Genomic DNA, 14,581 nt, shown 5'->3' on the forward strand with positions numbered 1-14,581 from the left:
TTGTGAGTGTGTTCCTGTATTAAAAATCTTCATCTAAAGAGAAAGATTGCGAATCTTTATCGCCTATTACCCCGCTCTTTTGATAATCGCCCACTCTTTTTTCAAAGAAGTTGGTTTTACCCTGTAGCGAGATAAGTTCCATAAAGTCAAACGGATTACTGGCATTATAAACTTTAGGATTTCCCAGTTCTACCAGCCACCTGTCAGCAACATACTCAATGTACTGTTGCATTAATCTGGAGTTCATTCCTATCAGATCTACTGGCAGGGCGTCTGTTACAAATTCTTTTTCAATCTCAACAGCCTCTGTAATAATAGCCTGTACTTCTGCTTTAGGCAATTTGTTTTTAAGCATACCATATAATAGGCAGGCAAATTCGCAATGCATCCCCTCATCTCTGGAGATCAGCTCATTAGAAAAAGTTAAGCCCGGCATTAAGCCTCTTTTCTTTAGCCAGAAGATAGAACAAAAACTGCCACTAAAAAATATGCCCTCTACAGCGGCAAAAGCAACCAGTCGTTGAGCAAAAGTGCCTTTTTCAATCCATTTCAAAGCCCATTCCGCTTTTTTCTGAACACATGGAATAGTATCTATAGCTCTAAGCAGATAATCTTTTTCTTTGGCATCTTTAATATAAGTATCAATAAGCAGGGCGTAGGTTTCTGAATGGATGTTTTCCATCATGATCTGAAAACCGTAATAGCAACGGGCCTCAGGCAGCTGCACTTCTCTCATGAAGTTTACGGCCAGATTTTCATTAACAATACCATCGCTTGCAGCAAAAAAAGCCAGTACATGACTGATAAAATGTCTTTCCCCGTCGTTTAGCGAATCCCAGTCTTTTTGATCAGAAGAAAGGTCAATTTCTTCAGCGGTCCAGAAACTGGCTTCGTGTCGCTTGTACATTTCCCAGATATCAGGATAATTGATAGGTAAAATAACAAACCGGTCCTTGTTTTCTCTCAGTAATACTTCTTCTTGCTCTTGCATGGTAGTTAATTAAAAAAATTATTGTTAAACGTCAGTGTATTACATCTGTCAGATGCGTTGTTGATTGCTTTTATTAAATGATAGTAGTTTCTTTATAACCAGGTCCGTGTTTTTATAGATGATGTAATATTAACGCTACTGAATATCGGCTGAATTTGGCTGGTTTTAAAGAACTCATATAAAAGTAAGGGTTATTTAATACACCCAAAAAAGTAGTTTTACACAAACATAAAAGTTATAAACAATGTGCCTTTTATGTTATTTTTGGTACGGAAGTAGATGGATTTAACCACTTTATTTGGTTTGTCTGCGAAAATACCTTCCTGCTAATTATAAAGATAATATATTGGAGTGTTTTGTAAACAATGGTCAGTCTAGTTGTAAAAAAAAAGCAGATATTGTCCTGACTAATTTGCACCTAATTTTTGAATTTTATTCATAAAGAGAGTTGTTTGCTTTTTTAGGTATTCAAGTAATCTGATTGTTATGATCCTAAACTCAGACATAAACCTTTTGGCGCAGTTAAAGCAGGGAGAATCTGCCGCTTTCGATGCCATGTTTAAGAAATACTATAAAGTACTCTGTGTGAATGCCCTTTTTTATCTGAAAAGTGAAGAGGATGCAGAAGACCTGGTACAAACCTTTTTTATAGAGTTTGCAGAAAAACGACTGTATCTGAAATTGGAAGGTGAAATTAAAGGATATTTATTCAGGTCTATACAAAATAGATGTCTAAACCATATCAGGGCAAGCAATAATCTAAAGAGAAAGCAGGAAAGTATTGAGCTGAAGGAAGAAATTGCAGATGATAATGATGCAATGGAGTTAAGGGAAAATATGTATGTGCTGATGGAACAGGCCTTATGCGATATGCCTGCACAGCGCAGACAGGCGTTAACCATGGTTTATCTGGAAAATAAAAAGTATCAGGATGCGGCAGATAAAATGGGAATAAGTATAAACTCGTTAAAAACGCACCTGAAAATTGGACTGAAAAGTTTAAGAGAAAAAATAAAAAACAAAAAAGAATTCACCTGTATTACAATTTTTATTGTATATATAATAAAGTACATCTACAATATATAACATCTATGTCGTCCGATCATGATATTATCAGACAGCTGTTTTCAGAGAAACTTGTAGGAATGATTTCCTATGAAGACGATGTCCTTTTGCAGCAAATAATCGGCAAAACGGCAGACAACAGGGCGTTTTATGAATCGCTTTTGAAAGAAAGGGAGGCATTGGGTGTAGATACCTTTGTAGAAAATCTGGATACCGAAAAAAAACTTATAGAAATAAAGAAATCTATCAATAGCAGAAAAAAAATACGCTATAACTGGATGTACGCTGCTGCAGCAATAATTATATTTTTGGGGTTTGGTGTCAGGTATTGGCTGCAAAAAGCTGAGCAGGAGTCTGTGCTTACCGAACAGGTATTTGCACTAAATAACCATAATGAGGTAAAACTTTTTGTAGAAGGAGGAGAGTCCATTACATTAAATGGTAACACCGATAGTATTATTAATATAGGCGATTTAAAACTAAATGCCTCAGGAAATGCGATCAAATCTATAGAGGGTACATCTTCTTCTAAAATTAATACCCTGGTGGTACCTGCCAAATTAGATTATGAAATAACCCTGGCTGATGGTACCAAAGTATTTTTGAACTCAACTTCAACATTTCGTTTCCCCACAAAATTTTCCGGAGATACCAGAGAGGTGTATTTAGAAGGAGAAGGTTTTTTTGAAGTAGCAAAAAATAAAGACAAACCTTTTATTGTACATACTAAAGATGCTGCCGTTAAAGTATTGGGAACCAGTTTTAATGTCAATACCTATGGCGCAGACATGAAAACCTCACTTGTGGAAGGTTCGGTGTTGTTAACCGCAAAACATCAGCAACAATCGTTAAAACTAACACCGGGTATACAGGCGAATTACAATCTGAATACCGGATTTAAAACCCATTCTTTTGATGCAGAAGAAGTACTGTCATGGCGGGAAGGCATCTATTATTTCCATAATTTACGGATAAAAGACCTGGCTCCTTTAATCAGCAGGTGGTTTGACATGTCCCTGGATTTTCAATCCAATAAATATAATGATTTAGCCATTTCCGGTTTAATAGAAAAGGGACAATTACAGGCCTTTCTGAAAGATCTGGAAGCTTCTGCTGATATTAATTATGAAGTATCGGGTAAAGAAATCCGGTTTAAATAAGCACCTGTAGTTAAGTTCAATTAAATAATATCTTCCCTTTACCGGAAGGAGGCGACATACCACTGCTATTGTTGTTCCTCTTTTTACTTTCTTTCAGTTGCAGGCGTTCCAGTTCACGTAAGATATCTCCGCCCAGATAGCCTGGAAGAGGTAGTCTGTAAGATTTTGTTTCTTTATTTTCTTTACCGTCTGCTGTTTCAGGAGCATGAAAAGCCGCAATGATGGCTGCCGGAAAGAAACTTTTATCGTTAAGAACAATACCATTGTGGCGGATACCGTCAGGGGCATAAAATACAACAGAAAGTGCCACCAGCACTATGCTGCCATTTTCTGCACTTTCGGGGGTAATCCACTCCATTTGTTCCAGACTTTTACCTTTTGTTACTTCTATCTCGTGATGTCCCAGTAGCTGATGGTATTGCTGTTTAAAATCTACCGATATTACCGTAAAACGAAGTGAGCAGCCCTGAGCATTATCCAGCCAGCACAATTCGCTGCTGTCCATGGCAGGTGGCATCACTTTTACCGAACCATCATTGTTGATGACAATATCTGGTGTTATCAGCAGTGTTTCATCCAGAGGAGAATTTTTGTTAAACTGAAAACCTATTAAAGCAGAAAGATCTCCCTGATGTAGGTCACGATGCCCACGGGTAGCACCATCTCCATTCCTGATAGCGTTTAATACCGTATTGTTCAAACGGTTAATCATGCCACCATCAGCATAGTGTGATAAGCCTGCAAACATTTGTCGCAATACTTTAGCAGTACTGCTTGCTAGCCCAAATTCCAGCGCACTTTCTTTGGTCGCTGCTGTTTGGCGTACTTTTCCGGGTCTGCTTTGGATAATATTGGTGTCACCCACTTTTCGGTACACCATATTTCCTATTCTACCACGGATAAACCCTTTTTTGTCAATAATAGCCATCTGTAAACCTCCTTTTTATGTTGGTATAAGTCTGCTTTAATAAAGATAGGAGATAATTGGCAGAAAGACAAAGGATTAGCTGTAAATAAAAATGAAATAAAGCTAAAGACAATCAATAGTAAATCCATGTTTTTATTGAAAAAGGTGGACTTACTCTGGTATAACTTTGTATTTACATCAGATATATAGATATACTGTTTACAATCTGTTTCTAACAAGTCTCCTGTCTTTTTCAGGCGATGGCAGGAGTAAAGATTGGGCCATATAAGCTATCTTTTTTTTTCTTCCTGTATAGATCTTCTGGTTTCTGATGAAAAATAATTGGAGAAATTTTAAAAATCGTTCACCCGAAAGGTTTTGTCCGGTGTAATTAAGGAAACCAATTGCCTGAATTCCCTGAGATGGCATGTGCTATAGATTGATTATGAAGGGTCTATTGGTTGGAGATGTTTATAGAAAACAAAAACAACAAAAAAATAGAATATGAAAAAAGCGTTTCTCTTTATTGCCTTGATTTATTCAAGCTACAGTTACGGGCAGATTTTTAAACAGGACTTTAATGAGTCAGTAAATAAGCGAACTTACATTGGAAGTGGTGCAAACCAATTTGATGTGATTACGGATTTTAGAAATTCAAAAAGTACTATTGAAACCGAAAACGGGAATAAGTTTTTACGTTTTGATAAGATAGGTTCTTCATCGGTAATTATATCCAAAAGCACACCTTTAACAGGTGGTGCATCAAATAACCTGGCCTATGTGCAGTTTAAATTAAGGGTGTCTGGCCCGGATGTAGCCGAAACTCCTGAAAATAAATTGGCTATGTTTTATTTGGGTGCAGGTAATACGGATGCTTTTGAAACTAACAATACAGCAGGTGTACCTAATGATAATCTGTTTAGTGGTTTCGGACTTAGGGTTTTGAAGGGGGATAATGGAGAGTATAGGTTTTATATCAGTCCGGTAGAAAAAAATACTTTTGCTGGTTGGCAAACTATAACCTGTGTAGCTAACAGAACCGGAGAAGCAATTACTTTTAAAGCTCCTAATGGTAAAGATTACACGCTTCAAAATAATAAACAGGCTATCTGGGTGGGGGATGCATTACAGATTGGATCCGGATCTTTAAATGGCGGCCAAACTACATTTGATAAGTTTAAACTCAGGTTTACTCCAGATTACCCCAACTTGAAAATTGATATTGATGATTTGATTATAGGCAATTCAGTATCAGTAAAATAGTATATAAGAGTTGTCCGGGAAGTAGGTGCGCATCTATACTGGAATCAAATTGAGTGCAGGGCATTTTGCAGGAATGTTAATGTTATGTTTTAGAATGCTGAAATAAGTTGAGCATGATAAATCCTGAAACTTCCCGGACAACTTCATCATTCACAGTCATAAACCAATAAATAATAAATTATGAAAAAACTTTTATTTACTCTTATGGTATTGAGTAGCTTAAATGGCTACGGACAAATTTTTGAACAGAATTTTGAGTCGAGTACCGACAAAACAGATTATGTAGGGAGTGGAACTGGGCAATTTGATTGGGTATCTAGTTTTAACAATGCGCCAAGTACAATCGAAACTGAAAACAGTAGTAATTTTTTGAGATTCGATAAGATAGGGTCATCTTCAGGTGTTATTATCAGGAATACTGCATTTAGTAATACTTCCTCTGTGGCAGTGCTGAAATTCAAGTTGAGGATTACGGGATCAAATGTGACAACAGCTCAAAGCGATATACTTGGTTTTTATTTAGGAGACGTTACAACATCATTCCCAACAACTACTTTTGATGAAAATGACACAAGTGTTCCTGCAGCATCCAATGTATTTGGGAGTGTTAATTTAAGAGTTGTGAAATCTGATCCTAGTGGAAAGATTACCTATGATAGTAATAAAGAGGTGACAGGATACCAACCTAATACGAATTATATATTTGTTAGTGCTACCAACAGCTTTTATCCTGCTGCAGATTGGAATGAACTTATATTAATAGTCAATAGAACCTCTTCTGTTTTATCTTACAAAGGGCCTAATGGTACAAACTATAACCTGCCAGCAGGGAAGCAGGCAGTCTATATTAATACAACCCAGGCGACAGCAGCAGGATCTTTGAACGCAAATGCAGAACTAATCACATTCAATAAGTTTAAAATAAGAGCTTCTTCAAGCTTCCCTAACGGAACAATAGATATTGATGATATCAGTATGTATGGTGATGTGTCTGTATTACCCGTAACTTTTACTTCTTTTACTGTGCAACAATCAGGAAATACTGCTGTGTTAAAATGGGCTACGGCAAGTGAGCAAGATAATTCCCGTTTTGAAGTATTGCGATCAACGGGAGAGAGCGATTTCAAGGTAATAGGAACTGTAAAAGGATTGGGAACTACTGCAAAGGAATCTAATTATACTTTTACTGATTTTAATCCGGAAATGGGGAATAATTATTACAAAATCAGACAAATAGATTTAGATGGTGAAATAACAGAATACCCTGTAACTGTCCGTGTTTTTGTTAAAAGTAATGATTATGGGCTACAGGTTATTTCAAACGAAGGGACTGGCTATATAACAGTAAATATTGATAGTGAGGATAGTGGGATAGACGATTTAAGTATCGCTGATGTTAATGGAAGAATATTATACCGCAAACAGATAAAACTACAATCTGGACAGAGCTCTATTCAGATTCCGGATAATTTCAGGTCAGGGGTGTATGTATTGAATCTGGCTGTTAAAAAACAGACTATCAAATTTGTTAAGTAGAAATTAATTCGCCGATTATGAAAACCAAGTTGATCATTACACTGCTTTTGTTAGTTGGTGAGTTGAGCTATGCACAATTATTTCAGCAGGACTTTAGTTCGTCTACATCTGTAAATAGTTATGTGCATGCCACAAGTCCAACAGCAAATCAATTGAATAGCATTAGTAATTTCGGTAATGCTCCGTCTACAATTACCAATAATGCATTGCGTTTTTCAAAAAAAGGGGCATCGTCTGCTTTTTTTGTTCGTACCACGCCCATGGCAGCCGTGGCTCCTGATTTTGTGAAATTTCAGTTTAAAATAAAAATATCGGAACCGGTTACTTTAGATAATTATACGAACTGTAATGCTGCTCTGTATCTTGGCGATGGAACTGATGTGGGTTTCTCTGATCCCACTCAGGTAACTGCCCCTGTAGCGGCAAGTATTCATACCAAGCTGGATATTAAATTGGTAATAGCTGCAGGTTCTGCAAAATTTGCTGTGAACGGGAAGGAATATAGTGGAGAACAAATTATCACTTTATTTATTAACAATACGGGCGATACAATTCCAAAACATTATACGACACCAGGAGGATATAAAGCCACAGTGGCTAAGGATAAATTTGATATTTGGATAGGGAATGATCTGGTCATTAATGAAGGGAGCGCAACTACAGCCACAGCGAATATTAACAAGTTTAAATTTATTTTACCTTCCTGTGCTCCGAATGCGATTATAGATATTGATAACATTGAAATCAGAGAAGATGCCGCCGAATCTTCTGCACTATGGCTGAGTACGGTAAAATATCAGGTTCCTTCTTCAGAAATATATTTGGGCAGCCCAAGTATCCTGAAACTTACTAATGGTGATATTTTGGTTACCCATGATTATTTTGGGGCAAAGGGATATCGGGATGCGCAGGGACGGTCTAACCGGACCAGTGTTTACAAATCTGCAGATAATGGGCAAACTTGGTCGCATCTGACTGATCTATCAGATGCTTATTGGGCAAATTTATTTGAGCATAAAGGGGCGGTTTATCTTTTGGGAACAACTTCTGCCAATGGAAGTATAGCTATACGGAAAAGTACGGACGGGGGACTTACCTGGACTCAGCCAATAAGTGCTACTACGGGTTTGTTGTTTAATGAAGGAACTTCTGGTGCTGCACCAAGATATCATGGTGCACCTACACCTATTGCCAAAGCAGGAGGACGGTTATACAGGGCATTTGAGAATGTGGAAGATCTTACTGCCGCGGGATTTCGGGGCTACAGAACTTTTGTGATTTCTATTGATGAAAATGATGATCTGTTAGATGCTACAAAATGGACTAAAAGTAACGAGCTTACATTTAATGGCACATGGGATCCACCAGGTTCTGCGGGTACTACAGGTTGGATAGAAGGAAATGCTGTAGTGGGAACTGATGGCAATATTCTGAATATGCTACGCGTAAACTCTACTCCTTTTTTTGGCAGATCTGCCTTGCAGGCAGTTAGTAACAATGGGCAAACAATAGGTTTTAACGCTTCTTCGGATTTTATAAATTTTCCGGGAGGCTCCTGTAAGTTTGTTGTCCGGAAAGATCCTGTAACCCATATTTATTGGGCTATGCTGAATGACAATACTAATGGGGTAGAGTCTAACCAGCGGAATGTACTGGCTCTTTATGCTTCTTCGGATTTAAGGAATTGGTATCATGCTAAACGATTGATAGAGGATAATCAAGGCTATACTGCCACAGAATCTATTGCATTAACTGGTTTTCAGTACCCCGATTGGCAGTTTGATGGTAATGATATTATTTATCTGTCGAGAACAGCTTACGGAGACGGAGTTCCAAGGGCGCATGACTCAAATTATATCACTTTCGGAAGAGTAGAAAACTATATGGATTACATACCTGATATACTTTTGGAGACATTGCCTTTGAAAGGACTGGAGTTTTCGGGTAAAAGATCTCAGAATATCATAGAATTAAAATGGAAGAATAATTTAAAACAGGTAAGTTCCTTTAATGTGTATAAGCTGGATCAGAACCAGTCCTTTAAACTTTTGAAAACAATAGAAGCAGGTGCAGAGGAGGATTATAGGTTTATTGATTATTATCCAATAGCTGATACCAATATCTATAAACTGGGATCTATAGATAAAAACGGTAAACTAACTGAAGAAATAACCAGTGTTGATTTTAGAAAAAGTCCGGTTGGTTTAAGGGCCGTAAAATTGACAGATGGGAAAACAATTAGTGTGTTTATGGATGCCAGCGAAGCTTATAGCGGAACACTGATGGTTTCTGATATGCAAGGAAGGTTGCTCTATAAAAAACAAATGAATATACAGCAGGGATCTAACACTTTAGATGTTTCTGCTTTTCCTGTAAACAGTTTGTTATTAGTAACCTGGATAGGGCAAGAAGGAAGAAAAAGTATTATATTACCATGATAAATTAAAAGACATTCTTCACCCGATTGCCATCATCGGGTGTTGTTTGTTTTAAAAGATACACACCATTAAATTTTATTATGAAGAAGGAGATGTCGAAGTGCGACTACTTAAATTTATTCGTTTTATACGGTAGAAAATTGGGCAGTGGGGTAGAGCGGTCATTATGGTTAATGATCGGATTTCTGATGTTATTTTTTGATCAGCCTGGTGCCATTGCTCAGGATAAAAAAGACGCATCTAAAAATAAGTTGTGGATAAGCGAGGTAAAATATCAGGATCCTGCTACAAAAATTTATCTGGGTAGCCCGTCTATTTTAAGATTAAACAAAAAAGAAATATTAGTGACATTGGACTATTTTGGAGCCAACAGGCCAAAGGATAATCTGGGACGTTCTAATAAAACCAGTGTTTACAAGTCTGTTAATGAAGGCAAGAGCTGGAAGCATATTTCTGATATTGACGGAATGTATTGGGCTAATTTGTTTGAACATAAAGGAAAAATTTATTTATTGGGTACAACTTCTGCTAATGGGAGTATTGCTATCAGACGTACAGACGATGGTGGAAAAAGCTGGACAAGCCCAATTAATGAATCAACCGGACTGTTGTTTAAAGAAGGGATTAATGGTGCAGCTCCAAGATATCATGGTGCGCCTACTCCTGTGGTTAAGCATAAAGGGCGTTTGTACCGCGCTTTTGAAAATGTAGAAGATAATACGGTAAGAGGAATGAGAGGGTACAGGGTTTTGGTGGTGTCTATTGACGAGAATGACGATTTATTAGATGCTTCAAAATGGACTATGAGTAATCAATTAAGTTTTGATGCTGCTGCATGGGATCCACCCAAATCTTTCTCTACAACTGGTTGGTTGGAAGGGAATATGGTGGAAGGTACGGATGGGAGATTGTGGAATATATTAAGGGTTAATTCTACGCCATTTTATGATAGGGCTGCCATGGTGGAAATTGTAGATGAGGGTAAAAAGGTTGTTTTTACGCCTGATAATTTTATCAAATTCCCGGGGGCACAAAGTAAATTTGTTATTCGTAAAGATGATAAAACAGGCGTTTATTGGGCAATGGTAAATAATAATACCAACGGAAAAGAAGCTAATCAACGTAATGTTTTATCACTCTATGCTTCTAAAGATCTAAGAAATTGGTACCCTGCCAAAACATTGATGGAAGATAATCAGGGTTTTTCTGAGAAAGAATCTATTGCATTAACCGGATTTCAGTACCCTGATTGGCAATTTGATGGTAAAAATATTATTTATCTATCCAGAACTGCTTATGGTGAAGGTGTGCCGAGGGCGCATGACTCTAATCGGATAACTTTTGGCAGGATAGAGGATTTTAGGAAGTTGACACCAGAAGATCTTAAAAAGTAGCAGATGCAGAGAGGAAGGTGTCCGGAAAGATCTTAAGTTGGTTATTCTGAATTTGATTCAGCCCTGACATTTTAATTTTTCAGACATCTTCTCTCTTACACCTAAGGAGATATTCATTGGTTTGTACTACCAGTAAAAGTGTATGCTTGTGTGCAGAAGCTTAGAGAAAGATAATGTCTGATGGTTCTTGTTGTCAGGCTACTTTATACTGGTTGTTTATCCCCAAAATATTTTATAATAGAAAATTTTACTAGTCATCTTCACCCCTTTTAATTATATCCGTGTAGTTGGGGTAGAACTTTTAACCAGGTAACCTAATAGAATTAATGCAAAAATCAGATGAAATAAGAATGGGAAACTATCGTTCTTTTCAAAAATTAGTAAAGAGGGTAACAATTATGGTTTCTGTCCTCTTTACCCTTCAGGTGGTAGCTCAGGAAAGAAGCGACCAAATAAGATTAAGTATAGCCGGGAATAATATTACCCTTGCACAGGCATTTCAGCAAATTAAAAAAAATACGGGCTTAACCGTGTTTTATAACAGTCAGCTGTTAAATGATGCAGACAGAGTAAGCCTAAATTTTAAAGATGCCAGATTGAATGATGTACTGGATCATATTTTAAAAGGAAGAAACATAGGTTATGAATTACGTCGGGATAAAGTTATTGTCCTGAACAAAAAGACAGTTACTAGTACAACCCCCTCCAAACAGGAGGAAACCTATATTTTAAAAGGGAAGGTTTTAGATGAGGGTACCGGCGAAACTTTAATTGGTGTGGCGGTTTCTCTTAAAGGAACTACAAACAGGGCTACATTGACAGATAAGGACGGTAATTATGCTATCCGAGTGTCAAAATCAGATGCGCTTACCTTTTCTTATCTGGGTTACAATTCTATCAGTCTTGTGGCAGGAACCCTCAAAGATGGAACTGTAAAACTAAAGAGCAGACCCAGTGCTCTAAATGAGGTTGTAGTTATTGGCTATGGGGAAGTTAAAAGAGGAGATTTAACCGGGTCGGTAGGGGAAGTGAAGATGGAAGATATCCAAAAAGCTCCTGTAGCTACTATAGACCAGGCATTGGCCGGGCGTATAGCTGGGGTACAGGTAAGTAGTAATGAGGGACAGCCGGGAGGAGGAATGGATATTGTGATCAGAGGTGGTAATTCATTAACGCAAAGCAATTCCCCGCTTTATGTTATAGATGGGTTTCCGATGGAAGATCCCAGTCTGGCATCTATCAACCCTCAGGATATCAAGTCTATGAGTGTGTTAAAAGATGCATCGGCTACTGCTATCTATGGATCACGCGGAGCTAATGGTGTTATTGTTATCGAAACTAAAGATGGTAAGGTAGGCAAGACAACCTTTGCATACGATACGCATTACGGCGTACAACAGGTAACCAAAACAATGGATTTGATGAATCCTTATGAATTTGTAAAGTATCAGAACGAATTTGATCCTGTATATGCAGAAGAGGCTTATTTAAGAAATGGTGTTACTCTTGATTATTATAAAGATGTACCCGGTATAGACTGGCAGGATAAGCTTTTTAGGAATGGCAATGTCCAAAACCATAGTTTGTCTATTAATGGAGGAAATACTTCAACCAAGTTTTCTATATCTGGAAATGCGGTAAACCAGGAAGGGGCAATTATCAATTCGGGTTTTAGCAGGTATCAGGGCAGAGCTTTTTTTGACCATAAAGCTAATAAAAAATTGTCCTTTAATATGTCTATCAATTACGCCAGGGATAAAAGTTATGGAGATCTGGCTTCTACAGGTACTTCTGGTGTGCAACCTTATGCCAGTTTTTTACTATACAGAGTATGGGGATATAGACCATTAAACCGATATGGCAGTACAGTAGATATTGAAGAATCTTTTATAGATAATGATGGAAACGATGCTCGTTTTAATCCAATTATTGATTACAGCAATTCGCAAAATAATCGGATGAATGAGAGCTTTAATTTTAATGGAAATGCCTGGTACAAAATACTGGATAACCTGACTTTTAAAATCAAAGCAGGGATTAACAGAAGGACTTTAGAGCAAAATAGTTTCTATAATTCCATGACTTCACGGGGATCGTCCCTTTCAACTGCAAACACAAAAGGAATTAACGGAGGGATTACTTTCTCTCAATATCAATCATGGGTTAATGAAAATACACTTACCTATAGACCGAAACTTAAAAACAGACAAACATTAACAGCTTTATTAGGTTGGACATTACAGGGCGATCAGATTAGGAGATTTGGACTGACCGGTGAACAGGTTCCTAATGAGTTTTTGGGAATATATGGTTTGGAAGAAGGGACACCCGGTGCTAATGCAGCGTTTCATACCCAGAATGTATTGATGTCTTATTTGGGTAGGGTAGACTACAATTTGAGAGATAAATATTTGTTTACAGCTTCCATGCGGGCAGATGGGTCGAGCAAGTTTATTCAGGAAAACAGATGGAGTTATTTCCCTTCAGCAGCCTTTGCATGGAAAGTTAAGAACGAATCTTTCGTAAAATCTATCAATGCCATTAGTGATGCTAAATTAAGAATGAGCTGGGGACTTACGGGAAATAACAGGATAAATGATTTTGCAACTTATTCACAGATGGAATTGCCTTATGGTGCTTATTATTCTTTTGGTAATACGGTAAGTCAGGGTATCCAGCTTAAGACGTTTGGTAATAAAACACTGAAATGGGAAACCACCCAGCAGACCGATTTAGGATTGGATATTTCTTTTCTTAAAAACAGGATAACGACTACCATAGATGTTTACAGAAAAGTAACTTCTGATTTGTTATTGGAGGCAAATGTTCCTTATACCACCGGGTATACCCGTATCTATAAAAATGTCGGAAAAGTAAGCAATCAGGGTTTAGAGATTTCTTTGTCTACTGTAAATATCAAAGGTAAATCGTTTGGTTGGGAGTCTGATTTTAACATCAGTTTCAACAAGAATAAGATATTGGCACTGGCAGAAGATCAGACCAGACTGTTACGCCCTGTGGGCTGGGGTAATTACGGAAGTACAAACCTGTTTATTGCGGAGATAGGAGGCCCTGTGGCACAATTTTATGGTTTGTTGTTTGATGGCTTATATCAAATTAATGATTTTACCTGGCAAAATAATAGTGATCCTTCTATTGCTCACGAAAACAGGAATTATGTACTTAAAAAGGAGGTACCATCTAATACACATGGTTCAAAGAGAGAGCTTGTTCAGCCCGGAGATATTAAATATGTGGATGTTAATGGTGATGGTATTGTAAATGCAGAGGACAATGTGATTATAGGGCGGGGATTACCTATTCATTCGGGCGGTTTTAATAATAATTTCACGTACAAAGGTTTCAGTTTGAATGTGTTTTTTCAGTGGTCTTATGGTAATGACATCATGAATGCCAACCGTATTTATCTGGAAGGGAATGATGCTAACAGATCAGCATTGAATCAATTTGCATCTTATGCTGATCGCTGGACTTACGAAAATCAGGACAGTAATATTCCCAAAACCAAAGGACAAGGGGCAAGCAATTATTACAGTACCAGAACCCTTGAAGATGGTTCCTATTTAAGGCTAAAGACAGTTGCTTTGTCTTACGCATTACCTAAAAAAATAACTGATAGAATTAAAGTGAACAGTCTGAGTTTTTACGCATCGGGACAAAACCTGTATACCTGGACAAACTATTCGGGTATGGACCCTGAGGTTTCAACCAGAAACAGTGCGTTAACTCCAGGCTTAGATTATTCATCTTATCCCAGAATGAGGATGTTTACTTTCGGATTAAAGACTTCTTTTTAATTGACCATT

9 protein-coding genes are annotated in these 14,581 nt (G+C 37.5%); 7 read left to right on the top strand and 2 right to left on the bottom strand.

Annotated elements, in window-relative coordinates; translation table 11 throughout:
- Positions 1–19: 19 nt before the first annotated feature.
- A complete protein-coding gene (locus ACFSAH_RS01250; protein WP_379660866.1) occupies positions 20–991 on the bottom strand; it encodes a ribonucleoside-diphosphate reductase small subunit in 972 nt (323 codons plus the stop codon).
- Between the two features lie 486 nt (positions 992–1,477).
- On the opposite strand from ACFSAH_RS01250, the gene ACFSAH_RS01255 reads away from it, so the two are divergent.
- Together ACFSAH_RS01255 and ACFSAH_RS01260 are read left to right on the top strand one after the other, a co-directional pair.
- Positions 1,478–2,077, top strand: a complete 600-nt coding sequence (locus ACFSAH_RS01255; RefSeq protein ID WP_379660867.1) for an RNA polymerase sigma factor — start codon at positions 1,478–1,480, stop codon at positions 2,075–2,077.
- Positions 2,078–2,082: 5 nt separating this feature from the next.
- Positions 2,083–3,216, top strand: coding sequence for a FecR family protein (locus tag ACFSAH_RS01260; RefSeq protein ID WP_379660868.1), 1,134 nt, complete (start codon positions 2,083–2,085; stop codon positions 3,214–3,216).
- A gap of 16 nt (positions 3,217–3,232) precedes the next feature.
- Here ACFSAH_RS01260 and ACFSAH_RS01265 read toward each other — a convergent pair whose 3' ends face one another.
- Positions 3,233–4,144 (bottom strand): hypothetical protein, encoded by a 912-nt coding sequence (locus tag ACFSAH_RS01265; RefSeq protein ID WP_379660869.1) that lies wholly within the window; start codon positions 4,142–4,144, stop codon positions 3,233–3,235.
- Positions 4,145–4,627: 483 nt separating this feature from the next.
- Here ACFSAH_RS01265 and ACFSAH_RS01270 point away from each other — a divergent pair, with 483 nt between their 5' ends.
- The 5 genes from ACFSAH_RS01270 to ACFSAH_RS01290 all read left to right on the top strand — a co-directional run bounded on the left by ACFSAH_RS01270 (position 4,628) and on the right by ACFSAH_RS01290 (position 14,572).
- Positions 4,628–5,386 (top strand): hypothetical protein, encoded by a 759-nt coding sequence (locus ACFSAH_RS01270; protein WP_379660870.1) that lies wholly within the window; start codon positions 4,628–4,630, stop codon positions 5,384–5,386.
- A 180-nt stretch (positions 5,387–5,566) separates the two neighbouring features.
- Positions 5,567–6,922, top strand: coding sequence for a T9SS type A sorting domain-containing protein (locus tag ACFSAH_RS01275; protein ID WP_379660871.1), 1,356 nt, complete (start codon positions 5,567–5,569; stop codon positions 6,920–6,922).
- 17 nt (positions 6,923–6,939) lie between these two features.
- Positions 6,940–9,360, top strand: a complete 2,421-nt coding sequence (locus ACFSAH_RS01280) for a sialidase family protein (protein WP_379660872.1) — start codon at positions 6,940–6,942, stop codon at positions 9,358–9,360.
- Positions 9,361–9,440: 80 nt separating this feature from the next.
- Complete coding sequence (locus tag ACFSAH_RS01285) at positions 9,441–10,754, top strand: sialidase family protein (RefSeq protein ID WP_379660873.1); 1,314 nt, start codon at positions 9,441–9,443, stop codon at positions 10,752–10,754.
- Between the two features lie 326 nt (positions 10,755–11,080).
- A complete protein-coding gene (locus tag ACFSAH_RS01290) occupies positions 11,081–14,572 on the top strand; it encodes a TonB-dependent receptor (RefSeq protein WP_379660874.1) in 3,492 nt (1,163 codons plus the stop codon).
- Positions 14,573–14,581: the final 9 nt, after the last annotated feature.

It is taken from the genome of Pseudopedobacter beijingensis (assembly GCF_042678145.1).
Classification (GTDB): Bacteria; Bacteroidota; Bacteroidia; order Sphingobacteriales; family Sphingobacteriaceae; genus Pseudopedobacter; species Pseudopedobacter beijingensis.